Origin of the sequence: Nocardia sp. NPDC057663 (genome assembly GCF_042799895.1) — a bacterium.
Classification (GTDB): Bacteria; Actinomycetota; Actinomycetes; order Mycobacteriales; family Mycobacteriaceae; genus Nocardia.
In genome coordinates, this window is sequence record NZ_JBHVHX010000029.1 from 24392 (window position 1) to 41557 (window position 17166).

At 69.4% G+C, this 17166-nt stretch carries 14 protein-coding genes and 1 tRNA gene; 8 read left to right on the plus strand and 7 right to left on the minus strand.

The genetic code is table 11. The annotated features are described in order from the left end of the window. Window positions 1–3: 3 nt before the first annotated feature. The 7 genes from ACFVAV_RS33055 to ACFVAV_RS33085 all read right to left on the minus strand — a co-directional run bounded on the left by ACFVAV_RS33055 (window position 4) and on the right by ACFVAV_RS33085 (window position 6476). A complete protein-coding gene (locus ACFVAV_RS33055; protein WP_379039536.1) occupies window positions 4–1071 on the minus strand; it encodes an ABC transporter ATP-binding protein in 1068 nt (355 codons plus the stop codon). Further along, window positions 1068–2639: an ABC transporter permease gene (locus ACFVAV_RS33060; protein WP_379039537.1), complete on the minus strand. Its 1572-nt coding sequence runs from the start codon at window positions 2637–2639 to the stop codon at window positions 1068–1070. Before ACFVAV_RS33060 ends, ACFVAV_RS33055 begins: the two co-directional genes overlap by 4 nt. Continuing rightward, window positions 2640–3662: an iron ABC transporter substrate-binding protein gene (locus tag ACFVAV_RS33065; protein WP_379039538.1), complete on the minus strand. Its 1023-nt coding sequence runs from the start codon at window positions 3660–3662 to the stop codon at window positions 2640–2642. Window positions 3663–3923: 261 nt separating this feature from the next. Beyond that, window positions 3924–4532 (minus strand): hypothetical protein, encoded by a 609-nt coding sequence (locus tag ACFVAV_RS33070; RefSeq protein WP_379039540.1) that lies wholly within the window; start codon window positions 4530–4532, stop codon window positions 3924–3926. Between the two features lie 110 nt (window positions 4533–4642). Next, window positions 4643–4715 (minus strand) — tRNA-Arg (locus tag ACFVAV_RS33075). 112 nt (window positions 4716–4827) lie between these two features. Then, entirely contained in the window at window positions 4828–5568 is a 741-nt protein-coding gene (locus ACFVAV_RS33080; RefSeq protein WP_379039542.1) for a DUF305 domain-containing protein, read from the minus strand. Continuing rightward, the gene (locus ACFVAV_RS33085) at window positions 5568–6476 is read right to left on the minus strand and encodes a DUF3105 domain-containing protein (protein ID WP_379039543.1); all 909 of its coding nucleotides are present in this window, start codon (window positions 6474–6476) and stop codon (window positions 5568–5570) included. The genes ACFVAV_RS33080 and ACFVAV_RS33085 overlap by 1 nt, the downstream gene beginning before the upstream one ends. A gap of 89 nt (window positions 6477–6565) precedes the next feature. Between ACFVAV_RS33085 and argS the strand changes: the two genes are divergently transcribed. From argS to prfA, 8 genes are all read left to right on the plus strand, one after another. After that, complete coding sequence (gene argS / locus ACFVAV_RS33090; protein ID WP_379039544.1) at window positions 6566–8227, plus strand: arginine--tRNA ligase; 1662 nt, start codon at window positions 6566–6568, stop codon at window positions 8225–8227. 33 nt (window positions 8228–8260) lie between these two features. Continuing rightward, entirely contained in the window at window positions 8261–9682 is a 1422-nt protein-coding gene (gene lysA / locus ACFVAV_RS33095; protein WP_379039546.1) for a diaminopimelate decarboxylase, read from the plus strand. After that, the gene (locus ACFVAV_RS33100) at window positions 9679–11040 is read left to right on the plus strand and encodes a homoserine dehydrogenase (RefSeq protein ID WP_379039548.1); all 1362 of its coding nucleotides are present in this window, start codon (window positions 9679–9681) and stop codon (window positions 11038–11040) included. Before lysA ends, ACFVAV_RS33100 begins: the two co-directional genes overlap by 4 nt. Beyond that, a complete protein-coding gene (gene thrC, locus ACFVAV_RS33105; RefSeq protein ID WP_379039549.1) occupies window positions 11037–12131 on the plus strand; it encodes a threonine synthase in 1095 nt (364 codons plus the stop codon). The genes ACFVAV_RS33100 and thrC overlap by 4 nt, the downstream gene beginning before the upstream one ends. Window positions 12132–12156: 25 nt before the next feature. Further along, a complete protein-coding gene (gene thrB / locus ACFVAV_RS33110; protein WP_379039550.1) occupies window positions 12157–13083 on the plus strand; it encodes a homoserine kinase in 927 nt (308 codons plus the stop codon). Between the two features lie 340 nt (window positions 13084–13423). Continuing rightward, window positions 13424–15514 (plus strand): transcription termination factor Rho, encoded by a 2091-nt coding sequence (gene rho, locus ACFVAV_RS33115; RefSeq protein ID WP_379039551.1) that lies wholly within the window; start codon window positions 13424–13426, stop codon window positions 15512–15514. 222 nt (window positions 15515–15736) lie between these two features. Further along, window positions 15737–15967: a 50S ribosomal protein L31 gene (gene rpmE / locus ACFVAV_RS33120; RefSeq protein ID WP_022567395.1), complete on the plus strand. Its 231-nt coding sequence runs from the start codon at window positions 15737–15739 to the stop codon at window positions 15965–15967. A 92-nt stretch (window positions 15968–16059) separates the two neighbouring features. Beyond that, window positions 16060–17130 (plus strand): peptide chain release factor 1, encoded by a 1071-nt coding sequence (gene prfA / locus ACFVAV_RS33125; RefSeq protein WP_379039552.1) that lies wholly within the window; start codon window positions 16060–16062, stop codon window positions 17128–17130. Window positions 17131–17166 lie beyond the last annotated feature (36 nt).

Here is a 17166-nt window from a genome sequence, read left to right on the forward strand (position 1 = left end):
GCTTCACGATTTTTCGTAGGCCATCGCGGTGCCTTGGACTGTCAGGCGCACTCTGTCGCCCTGGGTGGGGGCTTCCGTGCCTGTCCGGCGGACCGTGACCGTGCCCGCGCCCTCGGCGAGGTCGATGGTCAGGATGACATCGGGGCCGCGGAAGTCCACCTCCGTCACGGTGCCGCTGTGCGGATGGTCGGTGGTGACGACCTGTGCGGTCAGCTGTTCGGGGCGCAGCATCAGCGTGGTCTGGCCGGTGGGGGCGTGCTGCTGCACCGGGACCGGGCCGAGCGCGGACTTGGCGATGTCGGCCTCGCAGAGGGCGTCGAGCAGGACGCAGTCGCCCAGGAAGCGGGCGGTGAACAAGTCGGCGGGGTGGTGGTAGACGTGCTGCGGCGGGCCGACCTGGGTGAACCGCCCGTCGCGCATGACGGCGACCTGTTCGGCGAAACTCAGTGCTTCTTCCTGGTCGTGGGTGACGAGGATGCTGGTCATCCCGGCGGCGCGCAGGGTCTCGGCGACGGCCTGCCTGGTGGTGGCGCGCAAGCCGGTGTCGAGGGCGCTGAAGGGCTCGTCGAGCAGCATCAGGGCGGGTTTGCGGGCCAGCGCACGCGCCAGTGCCACGCGCTGCTGCTGGCCGCCGGAGAGCTGGTGGGGTAAGCGATCGGCGAAGCTCGCGTCCAGCGACACCATCGCCAGCAGTTCGGTGATGCGGTCGCGGTCGCGGTGACGGCGCAGCCGGGCGGCGGCTCCCCGCAGGCCGGTGTGCAGACCGTAGGCGATGTTGCCTGCGACGCTCAGGTGCGGGAACAGCGCGCCGTCCTGGGCGACGTAGCCGATCCGCCTGCGCTGCGGCGGCAGGCAGACATTCTGCCGCACAACGGTTTCCGTGCCCAGCTGGACCGAACCGGTATCGGGCGCCTCGAAGCCGGCGATCACCCGCAGCAGCGTCGTCTTGCCGCAGCCCGACGCACCGACGACGGCGGCGGCGGTGCCGTCGGGGACATCGAGATCGATGTGGTCCAGTACCCGGGTGGCACCGAACGTCTTCGACACCTCGCTGACGACAAGCCGACTCATACCCCGGCCGCCTTTCTGGACTGGGTGAACAGCAGATAGGTCACCGGGACGGCGGCGACGATCATGATCAGCGCGTACGGCGCCGCGGCGGCGTAGTCGAGTTCGCCCGACAGGCCCCAGAATTGCATGGCCAGGGTGCGAGTTCCGTTGGGCGCCAACAGCAGTGTCGCGGTGAGTTCGGTGGATACCGCGACGAAGACGAGTGCGGCGGCCGATGCGGCGGCGGGGGCGGTCATCCGCAGCGTCACCCGGAAGAAGGTGGCCGAGGCCGACTCACCCAGCGACCGTGACACCTCCTCCAGCCCGGCCGGCACCTGCGCCAGCCCGGCCCGCACGCTCACCAGCGCGCGGGGCAGGAACATCAGGACGTAGGCGAGCACGAGCAGCGTCGCGGTCTGATAGAGCGGCGGGGTCCAGCGGATGGTGACCGTCACCAGGGCCAGGGCGATCACGATGCCGGGCAGCGAACTGGTGATGTAGTTCGCGCCCTCGATCATCCGGGCGAACCTGCTGGTCGAGCGCACGGCGATCCAGGCGACGGGAAAGGCGCACAGCGTGGTGACCAGCGCGGCGGCCGCGGCCAAGCCGATCGTCTGGCCCAGCGCCGTGCCGATCGTGGTCATGTCCCACACGGCCGAGCCGCCGAGCCACAGCCAGCGCCCGATCGTCCACAGCGGCACACCCAGCGTGGCGACGACCACCGCGACCAGCACGCCGAACAGCGGAATCCGCCACCAGCCCAGGGTGATCGGTCGTATCGCGCGTGGCGCGCCACTGCCCAGCCTGGCGTAGCGGGCGTTCCCGCGCAGCAGCGACTCGCCACCGAGCAGCGCCAGACAGCACAGCACCAGGACACCGGCGAGCATGCTCCCGGCCGGACCGGCGAAACTGCTCTGATACTGCTCGAAGATGGCGGTGGTGAACGTGTCGTAGCGCAGCATCACGAACGCGCCGTACTCGGCGAGCAGATGCAGGCCGATCAACAGCCCGCCACCGAGGATCGCCAATCGCAACTGGGGCACCACGATGCGCCGGAACACTTCCGCCGGGCCGGAGCCGAGCGCGCGCGCCGACTCCTCGATCGCCGGATCGAGCCTGCGCAGCGTGGCGGCGACCGGCAGATACACCAGCGGGAAGTACGACAGCGTGCAGACGACGACCGCGGCGGACAGTCCGTGCATCGACGGGAACGCGCTCACCCAGCCGTAACTGTTGACGAACGCCGGCACCGCCAGCGGCGCGACGAGGACCGGACCCCACCACGACCGGCCCGGCACATCGGTGCGCTCGACCAGCCAGGCCAGCCCGATCCCGAGCACCACGCACACCGGCACCGTGCATACCACCAGGGCGGCGGTATTGCCCAGCAGCTCACCGACTCGCGGGCGGAACACCAGATCGGCGGCCTCGCGCAGCCCGGTGTCGAACAGCACCGAGACGATGTAGCCCAGCGGGATGAACGTCGCCGCGGTCAGCGTCAGCGCCGCGAGCGTGACGAACACCCCGGGCCGGCCGACCCGGGGTGGTGTCGCCTGCCGGGCGAGCTCGGTCGCTGCGCGCGGGGTCACCTACAGCAGTCCCGCCTCGGTCATCAGCTGGGTGACCTTCTTCGAGTCGAGCTTGCTCGGGTCGATCGCGGGCGCCTGCAGGTCGGCCAGCGGCGGGAGTGCCGGGTTCGCGGCGATGTCACTGGCGACCGGGTACTCCATCGAGGTGCCGTCGCGCAGGATCTCCTGCCCCTTCTTACCGGTGATGTAGGCCAGGAATTTCTGCGCGGACTCCTGCTTCTTGCTCGACTTCAGCACGCCGCCGCCGGACACGCTGACGAAGGCGCCGGGGTCCTGGTTCTTGAAGTAGTGCAGCGCGGTATTTGCGCTGCCCTCCTTGGTCTTGGCCTGGTCGCGGTACCAGTAGTAGTGGTAGATCACGCCGCCCTCGGGATTGCCCGCGTTGACCGCCTTCATGGTCGCCACATTGTTCTGCAGCGAGGTCGCGTTGGCTTTCATGCCCTGCAGCCAGGTCCGGGTGACGTCCTCGCCCTTCAGCGCCAGCAGGCCCGCCACGATCGCCTGGAAATCGGCGCCGGACGTGCCTGCGCCCCAGCGGCCTTTCCACTGCGGCTGCGCGAGATCCAGCAGCGAGGCGGGCAGTCCGGCGGTCGGCAGCTTGTCCCTGTTGTAGACGAAAACCGTTGCGCGGGCGGCGACTCCGGTCCACTTGCCGGTGGATGGCCGGTACTGGGCGGGCACCTGGTCGAGGGTGGCCTTGTCGACGTCGGCGAACAGGCCGGCGTTCTCCACCAGTGCCATGGCGGGGGAGTTCTCGGTGAGGAAGGCGTCGGCGGGGGAGTTCGCGCCCTCGGCGACCAGCTGGTTGCCCAGTGCGGTGTCGCCGCCCTGACGCAGGGTGACCTTGATGCCGGTCTCCTCGGTGAACGCGGCGGCCCACTCCTTGGTGAGCGACTCGTGCTGCGCGTTGTAGACGGTGATCTCGTCGGCGTCGCCCGGGGAGGACGTGCATGCGCTGACACCCAGCGCGGCCACCGCGATCGCCATCAGCCCGGCCAGAGGTTTCCAACTGCGCGACGTCATCGGCGTCCTTCCCACAAAGGCTCCCCATCCTATGATGAGGCTTGCCTAAGCAAGATACCCCGCGTGACGTGCGCGGACGTGAACGACGGGCAATACGGGTTCGCCTGTGCGGTAACAGAACCAGGCCTGCCGACCGTCGCGCTCAGCGCCGCCGCCGCAAAAGCGGCGAGCACTGTCCGGCGCGACGGTCCGCAGCAGCCCAAGTCAGCGAGCCTAACGGCGGGGACGCGGTAGTGACGGCAGGCGTCACCGGGTGTTCGGTCAGTGTCTGGTGGCCGGTACCGAGCAGATCTTCCAGGTGCCGTTTTCCTTCTTGAGGTGCTCCTCGGTGCTGTCCTCGGTGCTGGGCTCCTCGCCCGCCACGGACAGGGTCAGCTTGCCGACGACCGTCGCCTTGGCGATGTCGCCGGTGATGACGATGTCCTCGACCTTGTCGATGGTCACCGAGACAGTCGCGGCATCGAACTGCTGGCGCTGCTCCGGGGTGAGATTGTCGATCTCGGTGCGGTCGGCCTCGCACGCCAGCTGCGCGGCCGCGACGAACCCGTCGGCGCCGAGCGTGTCGTAGAAATCGCGAATCGCGACCTCGATCTGCTTCTCGTCCGAGGCCAGCGGAGTCCGCCCCTGCACGGTGAGCACGATGCCGGTGATCAGTGCGCCGAGCACCACCAGCGCGACGACGCCCAGCGCGATGAACAACCCGGTCCGGTTCTTCTTCGGCGGCTGCTGCGGCGGGAAGACATCGGGACTGCCGGGCGGGGGATTCTGGCCGGGTCCGAATCCCGCGTGCGGGTATCCGGGCGGCCCGGACGGCACCTCGGGCGGCTGCTGGCCGAAGGGAGGTTGCTGGCCTTCGGGGGGATTCGTCATGCCTCGCTCCTGATGTCATCGGGGCGAGGCCCCGAAACCAGTGGAACCGTGCGTGAACAACCTGAATCAAACAAACGAGGCCCCGACCGAACGGACGGGGCCTCGAAATGTGCCCTCGGCAGGATTCGAACCTGCGGCCTTCTGCTCCGGAGGCAGACGCTCTATCCCCTGAGCTACGAGGGCGGGATAGATGCCGGTCGCTGTGCGGCGATCGGGCAGCGACAGCGTATCGCATCGAGTGCGGTGCGCCAAAAACGGTGCCGGACCGGGCGGTTGACCCGGTCCGGCGGCTCGCTCAGCTCAGCGGCAGCGGGCTCGCGCCGCGGGCGGCCAGCATGCTGGTCATCAGCTGGGACTCGCCCTCCTGGGTCTTGGACATCTGCGCGGCCAGGACGCGCACCTCGGTGGTGTCGGCGTGCTCGGCGGCGTAGTCGAGCATCGGCACACCGCCCTGGTGGTGACGCAGCATCAGCTGCAGGAACAGCGTGTCCATGGCCGGGCCGGTGGACTGCCGCAGCGCGGTCATCTCCTCCTGGCTCGCCATGCCCGGCATCGACGACATCGGCCCCGACATCTCGTGCCCGGTCGTCGTACCGCCGTGGCCGTGCGAGCCCGAGCCGTGGTCGGTCATCCAGCCCATGTAGCCGTCGACGTTCTGGTTCGGCTCGCCCCACAGCTGCAACCAGCCCTGCATCCGGCCGATCTGATTCTGCTGGGTGGTGAGGATGTCGTAGGCGAGCCTGCGCACGTCGTTGTCGGTCGAGCCGATCAGCGCCGCGCCCGCCATGTCGACCGCCTGCGCGTGGTGGGCCGACATGTCCTGGCTGAACCCCACGTCGACAGGGCCGGGCGCAGGAGTCTCGGTCTTGTCCAGCGGCAGCCGTAGCAGCACGCCCGCCACCGCGCCGAGCAGGAGCAGTCCGATCGCGCCGAGCACGAGGATCGCACCGGTCGGGCGATGCGCGCCCGGCTCGGCAGCGGTGTCGTCGGACTCGGGTGCGTTGTCGTCGGGGTCGACCGCGGTGTCGGTGCCCACTACTGGCCCGCGGGTTGGGTGCCCGGCAGTTGAAGGCCGCCGGGGAGACCGATGCCGCCCGGGAGACCGGTGCCACCGGGCAGACCCGCGCCCGCACCGAGCTCGGACTGGTCCTGGGTCAGGCCCTTACCGTCCATCGGCACGGCCTCGGGACCGTACGGCGCCGGGTCGAACGGCGGCGGGTTGTTGGCGTCGAAGATCGGGTTCGAGCAGCTCGCGCCGACCTCGGGGTAGGCGTACGGGTTCTCGCGCATCGCGGAGATGAACTGCTTGATCCGCGCGTCGTCGGCGGAATCGAGCTTGAGCTGGTGACCCCACGACTGCAGCGCGATCGGCGAGTCGAGACCGGGGTACGGCGACATCAGCGAGTACTGACGGCCCTTGACGAAGTTCGACAGCTTCTCCACGCCCGCGGCGTCGACCTTGTCCGGGTTGTAGGCGATCCAGACCGCGCCGTGCTCGAGCGAGTGCACCGCGTTCTCCATGCGGATCGGCTTGGCGTACACGGTGCCGGTGCAGTTGGCCCACGCGCCGTCGTGCGGGCCGCCGTAGGCGGGCGCCTTGTCGTAGGCGACGCGCTGGGCCGCGGTGACGTGCAGACCGGCCGGGTAGTCCTGCTTGACGACACCGTCGATCTTCGCCGACGGGTCCTGGTTCTCCTTGGACGGCACCCATTCCTTGAGGTCGGTCTGGGCTTCCCGGATGGCGGCCTGGTCCAGGTACTTGGGCACCAGGCTGTAGGCCAACAGACCGATCAACGCGACGATGGCCACACCGGCGCCCAGCAGGGCCCAGGGGACTTCTCTCTTCTTACCGGGAAGCTTGCCTTTGCCGGGTTTGCGGGACGGAGACGACTTCCCCGCGGCCCGGACGGCCTTGGCTGATGTGGCGCTGGTCCTGCTCGGCATCGCTCGCTGTGCTCTTTCGACGTGTGGATCGGGACGTTCGTACCGGGCGGTCGTGGTTGCGAGGCGCCCAGCCAATAGGATAGAGACTCGTGACTCCAGCTGACCTTGCAGATCTCCTTCGCACCACCGCCGCGAAGGTGCTTGTCGAACGTGGACTGGACTCGTCGGTCCTGCCCGAGCAGGTCACAGTGGAGCGTCCGCGCAACCCCGAACACGGCGACTATGCCACGAATGTGGCCATGCAGGTGGCCAAGCGGGTGGGAACCAATCCGCGTGAGCTGGCCGGCTGGCTGGCCGAGGCCCTGTCCGCCACCGACGGCATCGATGTGGCCGACGTCGCAGGTCCCGGCTTCCTGAACATCCGCCTCGCCGCCTCGGCGCAGGGCGTGATCGTCGCGCAGATCCTGGCCGCGGGCGAGAAGTTCGGCACCGGGTCGGCGCTGTCCGGCACCAAGATCAACCTCGAGTTCGTCTCCGCCAACCCGACCGGTCCCGTGCACCTCGGCGGCACCCGCTGGGCCTCCGTCGGTGACGCGCTGGGCCGCATCCTGGCCGCCCAGGGCGCCGACGTGACCCGGGAGTACTACTTCAACGACCACGGCGCGCAGATCGACCGCTACGCGAAGTCGCTGGTCGCGGCCGCCCTCGGCGAGCCGACCCCGGAAGACGGCTACGCGGGCGAGTACATCCAGGAGATCAGCTCCGGCATCGTCGCCGCCCATCCCGACGCGCTCACCCTGCCCGCCGACGAGCAGCACGAGCTGTTCCGTCGTGAGGGTGTGCAGCAGATGTTCGCCCAGATCAAGCAGGATCTGCACGACTTCGGCACCGACTTCGACGTGTACTTCAACGAGAGCGAACTGTTCGCCTCCGGCGCCGTCGAGCAGGCCGTCGAGCAGCTGAAGAACTCGGGCAACCTGTACGAGAAGGACGGCGCCTGGTGGATCGCGTCCACCGAGTTCGGCGACGACAAGGACCGCGTCGTCCTCAAGAGCGACGGCAACGCCGCCTACATCGCCGGTGACATCGCCTACTTCCAGAACAAGCGCGCGCGTGGCTTCGACCTGGCCATCTACATGCTCGGCGCCGACCACCACGGCTACATCGGCCGCCTGAAGGCCGCCGCGGCCGCGTTCGGCGACAACCCCGACACCGTCGAGGTGCTGATCGGGCAGATGGTGAACCTGGTCCGCGACGGCCAGGCCGTGAAGATGAGCAAGCGCGCCGGCACCGTGGTGACCCTGAACGACCTGGTCGAGCAGATCGGCGTCGACGCCGCCCGCTACTCGCTGGTGCGCTCCTCGGTGAACTCGAGCATCGACATCGATCTCGACCTGTGGACCAAGGCGAGCAGCGAGAACCCGGTCTACTACGTGCAGTACGCGCACTCGCGGACCAACAGCATCATCGGCAACGCCGCGAAGTACGCCGAATTCGCTTCGGTGGAACCGGATTTCGCGCTGATGGACTCGGCGCGCGAAGGCGATCTGATCCGTACCCTCGGTGATTTCCCGCGCGTGGTCGCGACCGCCGCGGAGACCCGCGAACCGCACCGCATCGCCCGCTACCTCGAAGAACTGGCCGGTGTCTACCACCCCTTCCAGTCCGACGACGACATGCGCGTGCTGCCCAAGGGCGACGACGCCGTCACCCCCCTCAATGCCGCCCGGCTCGAACTGGTCAAGGCGACCCGTCAGGTGCTGGCCAACGGCCTGGCCCTGCTCGGCGTCAGCGCACCGGAGCGCATGTGAACACCGGCAAGCTTTCAGGAAGGACGCACTGAGATGAGTGCACACCCCGCCGGTCCCCGGCACGCAGAGATCCCGCACGCCCCCAGCCTGGCCGAGCGCCCGACCGATCCGAGCGAGATGATCGACCTCCCCGCCAACGTGTGGCCGCGCAACGCCACCCGCGGCGAGGACGGCGTCGTCCGCATCGCCGGCGTGCCCGTCACCGAGCTCGCGCACCAGTACGGCACCCCGCTGTTCGTCATCGACGAGGACGACTTCCGCTCCCGCTGCCGCGACATGGTGCAGGCGTTCGGGCCCAATGCCCGCGTGCACTACGCGTCCAAGGCGTTCCTGTGCGGTGAGATCGCGCGCTGGATCCGCGACGAGGGCCTCTCGCTCGACGTCTGCTCCGGCGGCGAGCTGGCCATCGCGCTGCACGCCGGTTTCCCGGCCGAGCGCATCGCGCTGCACGGCAACAACAAGTCGGTGCCCGAGCTGGAGACCGCGGTCGCCGCGGGCGTCGGGCACGTGGTCGTCGACTCGCTCTACGAGATCGAGCGGCTCGAAGCGGTCGCCGGTGCGGCGGGCGTGGTCCAGGACGTGCTGGTCCGGGTCACCGTCGGCGTCGAGGCGCACACCCACGAGTACATCTCCACCGCCCACGAGGACCAGAAGTTCGGCTTCTCGATCGCCGGTGGCGACGCCATGGAGGCGCTGGCCCGGGTCTTCGAGGCCGACAACCTGCGCCTGGTCGGCCTGCACAGCCACATCGGCTCGCAGATCTTCGAGCTCGACGGCTTCGAGATCGCCGCGCGCCGCATGCTCGGCCTGCTCCGCGAGGCCATCGACAAATTCGGTATCGAGCGCACCGCGCAGATCTCCACCCTGGATCTCGGCGGTGGCCTCGGTATCTCGTACCTGCCGAGCGACAACCCGCCGCCGCTGGACGAGTTCGCCGCCAACCTGCGCGGCCTGGTCGCCGCCGAGGCCGCCCGCGCCGGGCTGCCCGAGCCGACCATCGCCGTCGAGCCGGGCCGCGCGATCGCCGGCCCCGGCACCGTCACCCTGTACGAGGTCGGCACCATCAAGGACGTCGAGCTCGACGGTGGTGCGCGCCGCCGCTACGTCAGCGTGGACGGCGGCATGAGCGACAATATCCGCCCCGCGCTGTACCAGGCCGATTACGATTGCCGTCTGGTCTCGCGCTCGTCGGATGCGCATGCGGTCGTCGCGCGTGTGGTCGGAAAGCATTGCGAGAGTGGCGATATCGTCATCCGTGATACCTGGATGCCCGCCGATGCGGGCCCGGGTGACCTGGTCGCCGTCGCGGCGACCGGGGCGTACTGCTATTCGATGTCGAGCCGCTACAACCAGCTCACCCGGCCCGCCGTGGTCGCGGTGCGTGACGGTGTGGCGCGACTGATTCTGCGCCGGGAAACGGTGGCGGACCTGCTCAGCCTGGAGGTAGAAGGATGACCGAAACCGGCGTCAACAACGGCAACAGGGACGCGGGGCGTCCGCTGGGTGTTGCCGTCCTCGGCATGGGCACCGTCGGCACCGAGGTCGTCCGCGTCCTGCGTGACCACGCCGACGACCTGCGCTCGCGCGTGGGCGCGCCGCTCGTGCTGCGCGGCGTCGCCGTGCGCGACCTGAGCAAGGACCGCGGCCTGCCCGCCGACCTGCTCACCACCGACGCCGCGGCGCTCGTCGCCCGCGCGGACGTGGACCTGGTCGTCGAGGTCATGGGCGGCATCGATCCGGCCCGCGGGCTGATCGGCGCCGCGCTGACCGCGGGCAAGTCCGTCGTCACCGCCAACAAGGCGCTGCTGGCCGACTACACCGGCGAACTGGCCGCCGCCGCCGAGCGCAGCCGCGCCGACCTGTACTTCGAGGCCGCCGTCGCCGGTGCGATCCCGGTGGTCCGGCCGCTGATCCAGTCGCTCTCGGGCGACCGGGTGAACCGGGTCGTCGGCATCGTCAACGGCACCACCAACTTCATCCTCTCCGCGATGGACGAAACCGGCGCCGCCTACGGCGACGTGCTCGCCGAGGCGACCGACCTGGGCTACGCCGAGGCCGACCCCACCGCCGACGTCGAGGGCTACGACGCCGCCGCCAAGGCCGCGATCCTGGCCTCGCTGGCCTTCCACACCCGCGTGACCGCGGCGGACGTGTACCGCGAAGGCATCACCAAGATCACCGCCGAGGACCTGGAGACGGCCTCGGCCGTCGGTTGCACCGTGAAGCTGCTCGCCATCTGCGAGCGCGTCGCGGCCGGTCCGGGCGAGCCCACCTCCGCCGAGGGCGGCAAGGATCGCGTCTCGGTGCGCGTGTACCCGGCGCTGATCCCGCGCAAGCACCCGCTGGCCTCGGTCAACGGCGCGTTCAACGCCGTCGTCGTCGAGGCCGACAATGCCGGTCGGCTGATGTTCTACGGTCAGGGCGCCGGTGGCGCGCCGACCGCGTCCGCCGTGCTCGGCGACCTCGTGATGGCCGCGCGCAACAAGTTCTACGGTGGTCGTGCCCCGGGCGAATCGGTCTATGCTGAGTTGCCGATCGCGCCGATCGGGGACACCCCCACCCGCTACCACGTGAACCTGCAGGTGGCGGATCGTCCCGGCGTGCTCGCCGCGGTCGCGGGCGAGTTCGCCCAGCACGGGGTGAGCATCTCCACCGTGCGCCAGCAGGGCCATGGCGACGGTGCCAGGCTCGTGGTCGTGACCCACCATGCGGTGGAGTCCTCGCTGGCCGATACTGTCGCGGCATTGGCGGAAATGGATTCCGTCACCGCTGTGACCAGCGTTCTCAGACTGGAAGGCACCGAAGAATCATGAGTTCCACTGGCATCGCCCCCCAGGTCGGTGTGCACTCCCGCTGGCCCGGCCTGATCGCGGCGTACCGCGATCGGCTGGAAGGTGCGGCCGACTGGGAGCCGGTCACCCTGTTCGAGGGCGGTACCCCGCTGGTCCCCGCGCCGCACCTGTCCGAGCTGACCGGGTGCGAGGTGTACCTCAAGGTCGAGGGCGCCAACCCGACCGGTTCCTTCAAGGACCGCGGCATGACGATGGCGATGACCGACGCCAAGTACCGCGGCCAGAAGGCCGTGCTCTGCGCGTCGACCGGCAACACCTCGGCCTCGGCCGCCGCCTACGCCACCCGCGCGGGCATGGAGTGCGCGGTGCTGATCCCGCAGGGCAAGATCGCGATGGGCAAGCTGGCCCAGGCCGTGATGCTCGGCGCCAAGATCATCCAGGTCGAGGGCAACTTCGACGACTGCCTCGAGCTGGCCCGCAAGGTCACCTCGGACTTCCCCGAGGTCGGCCTGGTGAACTCGGTGAACCCGGCCCGCATCGAAGGCCAGAAGACCGCGTCGTTCGAGATCTGCGATGTCCTGGGCAAGGCGCCCGACGTGCACGTGCTGCCGGTGGGCAACGCGGGCAACATCACCGCCTACTGGCGTGGCTACCGCGAGTACTACGCCGACGGCATCACCTCGGTGCTGCCGCGCATGCTCGGCGTGCAGGCCGCCGGTGCGGCCCCGCTGGTCAACGGCGCTCCGGTGAAGGACCCCGAGACCGTCGCCACCGCCATCCGGATCGGCGCGCCCGCGTCGTGGAACGGTGCGATGGAGGCCAAGGAGCAGTCCGGTGGCGCCTTCCGCGCGGCCACCGACGAGGAGATCCTGGCCGCGTACCGCCTGGTCGCCGCGACCGAGGGCGTCTTCGTCGAGCCCGCGTCGGCCGCGAGCGTGGCCGGTCTGCTGGCCGCCCGCAAGGAAGGCTGGTTGGATTCGGGCCTGACCGTGGTCTGCACGGTGACCGGCAACGGTCTCAAGGATCCCGACAACGCGCTGACCGGCATGCCCGAGGTCAAGCCGATCGCCGTCGACCCGGTGGCCGTCGCCCACGAACTCGAGCTGGCCTGAGTTGAGCGCACGCGAGAGCAGGCTGATGACAGCGACCCTGCCCGCCGGTCTCGAAGTGACCGTGCGCGTTCCCGCCTCCACAGCCAACCTCGGCCCCGGATTCGACTGCCTGGGAATGGCATTGGGCCTCTACGACGAGATCGTGGTGCGCACGACCGATTCGGGTCTCGACATCCGGGTCGAAGGTGAGGGCGCCGACGACGTGCCATGGGGCCCAACGCATCTGGTGGTGCGGGCGATCGAGCGCGGGCTGGAATCGCTCGGCGTCTGGGCCGACGGCCTCGATGTGGTGTGCCGCAACGTGATTCCGCACTCGCGTGGACTCGGCTCCAGCGCCTCCGCGGTGGTCGGCGGCCTGGCCGCGGGTGCCGGGCTGGCCGCGAAGTTCGACCCGGAGCTGCGCCTGGACGACGACCGCCTGGTGCAGCTGGCCTCGGAGTTCGAGGGTCATCCCGACAACGCCGCGGCCAGCGTGCTCGGTGGAATCGTGGTGTCGTGGACCGAATCCGATGCCGAGGCGAACCGCGCCTACCGGGCCGTGCGCCTGCAGCCGGCCGCCGCGCTGCGCCCGGTGGTGCTGATCCCGCAGGAACGCTCGTCCACGGCGCACACCCGGGGGCTGCTGCCCGAGCAGGTGCCGCACGGCGACGCCGCGTTCAATGTCAGCAGGGCGGCGCTGGCCGTCGTGGCGCTCACCGAGCGCCCCGATCTGCTGATGCCCGCCACCGCCGACCGGCTGCACCAGACCCAGCGTGCCCCCGCGCTACCACTCACGACGGCGTGGATCCAGCGGTTGCGTGCCGCGGGAATCGCCGCGACTGTTTCCGGCGCAGGCCCGACAATTCTGGCGCTCGCGACCGGAGATTTCCCTGATGACCTGCGCAAACAGGCGGAATCGGACGGGCTGCGGGTAGTCGAACCCGGCATCGCGGGCGGCGTCGCGGTCGACTGACGGCGTGCCTGCCTTGCCGTTGTTCGCAATGGGCAGCTATTCTGTGCAAGTCCGTACATCGTGCGCATCAGACGCCGGTGCTTCATCAGGGCAATCGCTCCAGCAGGCTCCAGGCTCGAGCCTCCACACCATGGAGGTGCTGCGACGCCGAGAAGCCGCTCAACTGGAATGATCTCTCCTCACCACTGTCTTCTGGTGGCGAAGCCTCCGGTCCGGCGGGGCGGGTAGTACGGCACAGGCGTCCTGTCGGACGCATAATCCGAGCTCGGCACACGGTGCCGGGTCTACGGAACGAACCCTCGATTCAGCACACGGCATTCGAGGGAAGGAAAGGATTTCCGTGACAGATACGGACCTGCTCGCGACACCCGGGGTGGAATCCAACCCTACGAACTCGGGCGGCCGCGAAAGTGAATCCGGACAGATTTCGAAAATGAGCGAACACACCGACGTCGCACGATCGGGGCTGACTGGAATGCTGTTGCCGCAGTTGCGCGCATTGGCGGGGGAGCTCGGTATCCGAGGCACCTCCGGTATGCGTAAGGGCGATCTCATCGCCGCTATCAAGGAAAATCAGGCCGGAGCGCCTGCGAAGGCGGGCAAGCCCGCCGAGGCCGCCGCCGTGACGGCCGACGCGCCCGCCGTCAAGACCGAGGCGCCCGCCAAGGCCGACAAGCCGGCCAAGGCCGAAAAGCAGGCCGAGCCTGCCGACAAGGCCGCGCCCGCTGACAAGCAGGCCGCGCCCGCCGAGAAGCAGGCCGCCGTCGCGGTCGCGACCGAGCAGGCCCCGGCCGAGCAGCCGACGGCCGAGTCCAAGACCGCCGCTCCCGCCGAGTCGACCGAGGATTCCGGTCGCGAGGGCGGGCAGCGTGGCCGTGGCCGGCAGCGTCGTGGTCGTGACCAGGCCCGTTCCGGTGGGGGCGAGAACGCCCAGGCCGAGAACCGTGCCGAGGAGACCAAGCAGGCCGACAAGGCCGAGGGTGGCGAGCAGGGCGAGCGTCGTCGCGAGCGCGGCGAGCGCACCGGTGGTGACCGGGGCGAGCGCGCCGGTGGTGACCGGGGCGACCGCGCCGGTGGCGATCGGGGCGAGCGCGCCGGTGGCCAGAGCCAGAACGGCACCAACGGCGGCAATCGCGGTCCCCGCGACGACCGCGGTGGTGACGACGAGGAAGGCGGCCGCGGTCGCCGGGGTCGCCGGTTCCGTGAGCGTCGCCGCGGTCGTGACCGCGACGGTGGCGCCGGTGGCGGTGGCGGCGAGGCCCGCGACTTCGAGATCCGCGAGGACGACGTCCTGCAGCCGGTCGCCGGCATCCTGGACGTCCTCGACAACTACGCGTTCGTGCGGACCTCCGGCTACCTGGCCGGCCCGAACGACGTGTACGTCTCGATGAACCTGGTCCGCAAGAACGGCCTGCGCCGCGGTGACGCGATCACCGGCGCGGTGCGTGCCCCGCGTGACGGCGAGCAGAGCAACCAGCGCCAGAAGTTCGACCCGCTGGTCCGCCTGGACACCGTCAACGGCGGCGAGCTGGAAGCGGCACGTCGTCGTCCGGAGTTCCAGAAGCTGACCCCGCTGTACCCGAACCAGCGCCTGCGCCTCGAGACCGCGCAGAACAAGCTGACCACGCGCGTGATCGACCTGATCATGCCGATCGGTAAGGGCCAGCGTGCGCTGATCGTGTCCCCGCCCAAGGCGGGTAAGACCACGATCATGCAGGACATCGCCAACGCGATCGCGATCAACAACCCCGAGTGCTACCTCATGGTTGTCCTGGTCGACGAACGTCCCGAAGAGGTCACCGACATGCAGCGTTCGGTGAAGGGTGAGGTCATCGCCTCCACCTTCGACCGTCCGCCCGCCGACCACACCTCGGTCGCCGAGCTCGCCATCGAGCGCGCGAAGCGACTGGTGGAGATGGGCAAAGACGTTGTGGTGCTGCTCGACTCGATCACCCGATTGGGCCGTGCGTACAACAACTCCTCGCCCGCCTCGGGCCGCATCCTCTCCGGTGGTGTCGACTCGACCGCGCTGTACCCGCCCAAGCGGTTCCTCGGCGCGGCGCGCAACATCGAGAACGGTGGCTCGCTCACCATCATCGCCACGGCGATGGTGGAGACCGGCTCCACCGGTGACACGGTGATCTTCGAGGAGTTCAAGGGCACCGGCAACGCCGAGCTCAAGCTCGACCGCAAGATCGCCGAGCGGCGCGTGTTCCCCGCGGTGGACGTCAACCCGTCCGGTACCCGCAAGGACGAGCTGCTGCTCTCGCCCGACGAGGCCGCCGTGCTGCACAAGCTACGTCGCGTGCTGACCGGGCTGGACTCGCACCAGGCCATCGATCTGCTGATCGACCGCCTGAAGAAGTCCAAGAACAACCTCGAGTTCCTGATGCAGGTCTCCAAGACCGCACCGGGCGCTCTCGACGAGTGATCGTCTAGCACCGCAGCAAGGGGCCTCGCCGACGCGGGGCCCCTTGCTGCTTTCGGGGAACAAATCTGAGGTGGGGGGTGTTTTCGGAGGGTGCGGCCAGATCTGGCATACTGGACCGCTGTGTGTCTGCGGCTTCGCAGACATCCCGCCTAGTCGGTTCCGGTTCACGTATTCCGCGCTCCAGCGGCATGCGACCCGGCGACCATTATCGAGAGGACGCCCATGAAGGCAGGAATCCACCCCACGTATGTCGACACCACCGTTGTGTGTGGTTGCGGCAACACCTTCCAGACTCGCTCCACCAAGGAGTCCGGCCAGATCACCGTCGAGGTCTGCTCGCAGTGCCACCCGTTCTACACCGGCAAGCAGAAGATCCTCGACACCGGCGGCCGCGTCGCTCGCTTCGAGGCTCGCTACGGCAAGCGTGCGGGCAAGAAGGCCGACGCCAGCTAGTTGCCTCATCCGACGCCCGGTTCTGCTTCCGCAGGCCGGGCGTCGGTGGTTTCTCGCCCAACCGATCCCGCACCGCACATAAGGAAGCAAACGTGACGCAGCCGTCCGCCATCGACGACATTCTGGCCGAGTACGCAGGCCTGGAGACGCAGCTGGCCGATCCGTCGTTGCACAACGACGCTGGTGCGGCCCGGCGGGTGGGCAAGCGGTTCGCCGAGCTGGCCCCGGTGATGTCGACCTACCGCAAGCTCGAGTCGGTCCGCGACGATCTCGAGGCCGCCCGTGAGCTGGCCGCCGACGACGCCGCGTTCGCCGCCGAGGTGCCCGGCCTGGAGACCCAGCTGGTGGAGCTCGAGCAGGCGCTGGCCGATCTGCTCGCTCCCCGCGACCCGCACGACGGCGACGACGTGGTGCTCGAGGTGAAGTCCGGCGAGGGCGGCGAGGAATCGGCGCTGTTCGCCGCCGACCTGGCGCGCATGTACATCCGCTACGCCGAACGGCACGGCTGGAAGGTGGAGACGCTCGACGTCACCTATTCCGACCTGGGCGGTTACAAGGACGCGACGCTGTCGATCAAGAGCAAGGACGCAGCGCGCGACGGCGTGTGGTCGCGCTTCAAGTTCGAAGGTGGCGTGCACCGCGTGCAGCGCGTGCCGGTGACCGAGTCGCAGGGCCGCATCCACACCTCGGCGGCGGGCGTGCTGATCTACCCCGAGCCCGACGAGGTCGAGCAGGTGCAGATCGACGAGACCGACCTGCGCATCGACGTCTACCGGTCCTCCGGCAAGGGCGGCCAGGGCGTCAACACCACCGACTCCGCGGTCCGCATCACCCACCTGCCCTCGGGCATCGTGGTGACCTGCCAGAACGAGCGCTCCCAGCTGCAGAACAAGGCGCGCGCGATGCAGGTGCTCGCCGCCCGGCTGCAGGCGCTGGCCGAGGAGCAGGCCGACCAGGAAGCCGCGGCCGGTCGCGCCAGCCAGATCCGCACGGTGGACCGTTCCGAGCGGATCCGCACCTACAACTTCCCGGAGAACCGGATCGCCGATCACCGCATCGGTTTCAAGGCGCACAACCTCGACGCGGTCCTCGACGGTGACCTGGATGCGCTGCTCGACGCGCTCGGCAAGGCCGACCGCGACGCCCGGATGGCTGCCGAATAACCGGCATGAGCGGTCAGCGCCCAGCGGAGGCGGCCC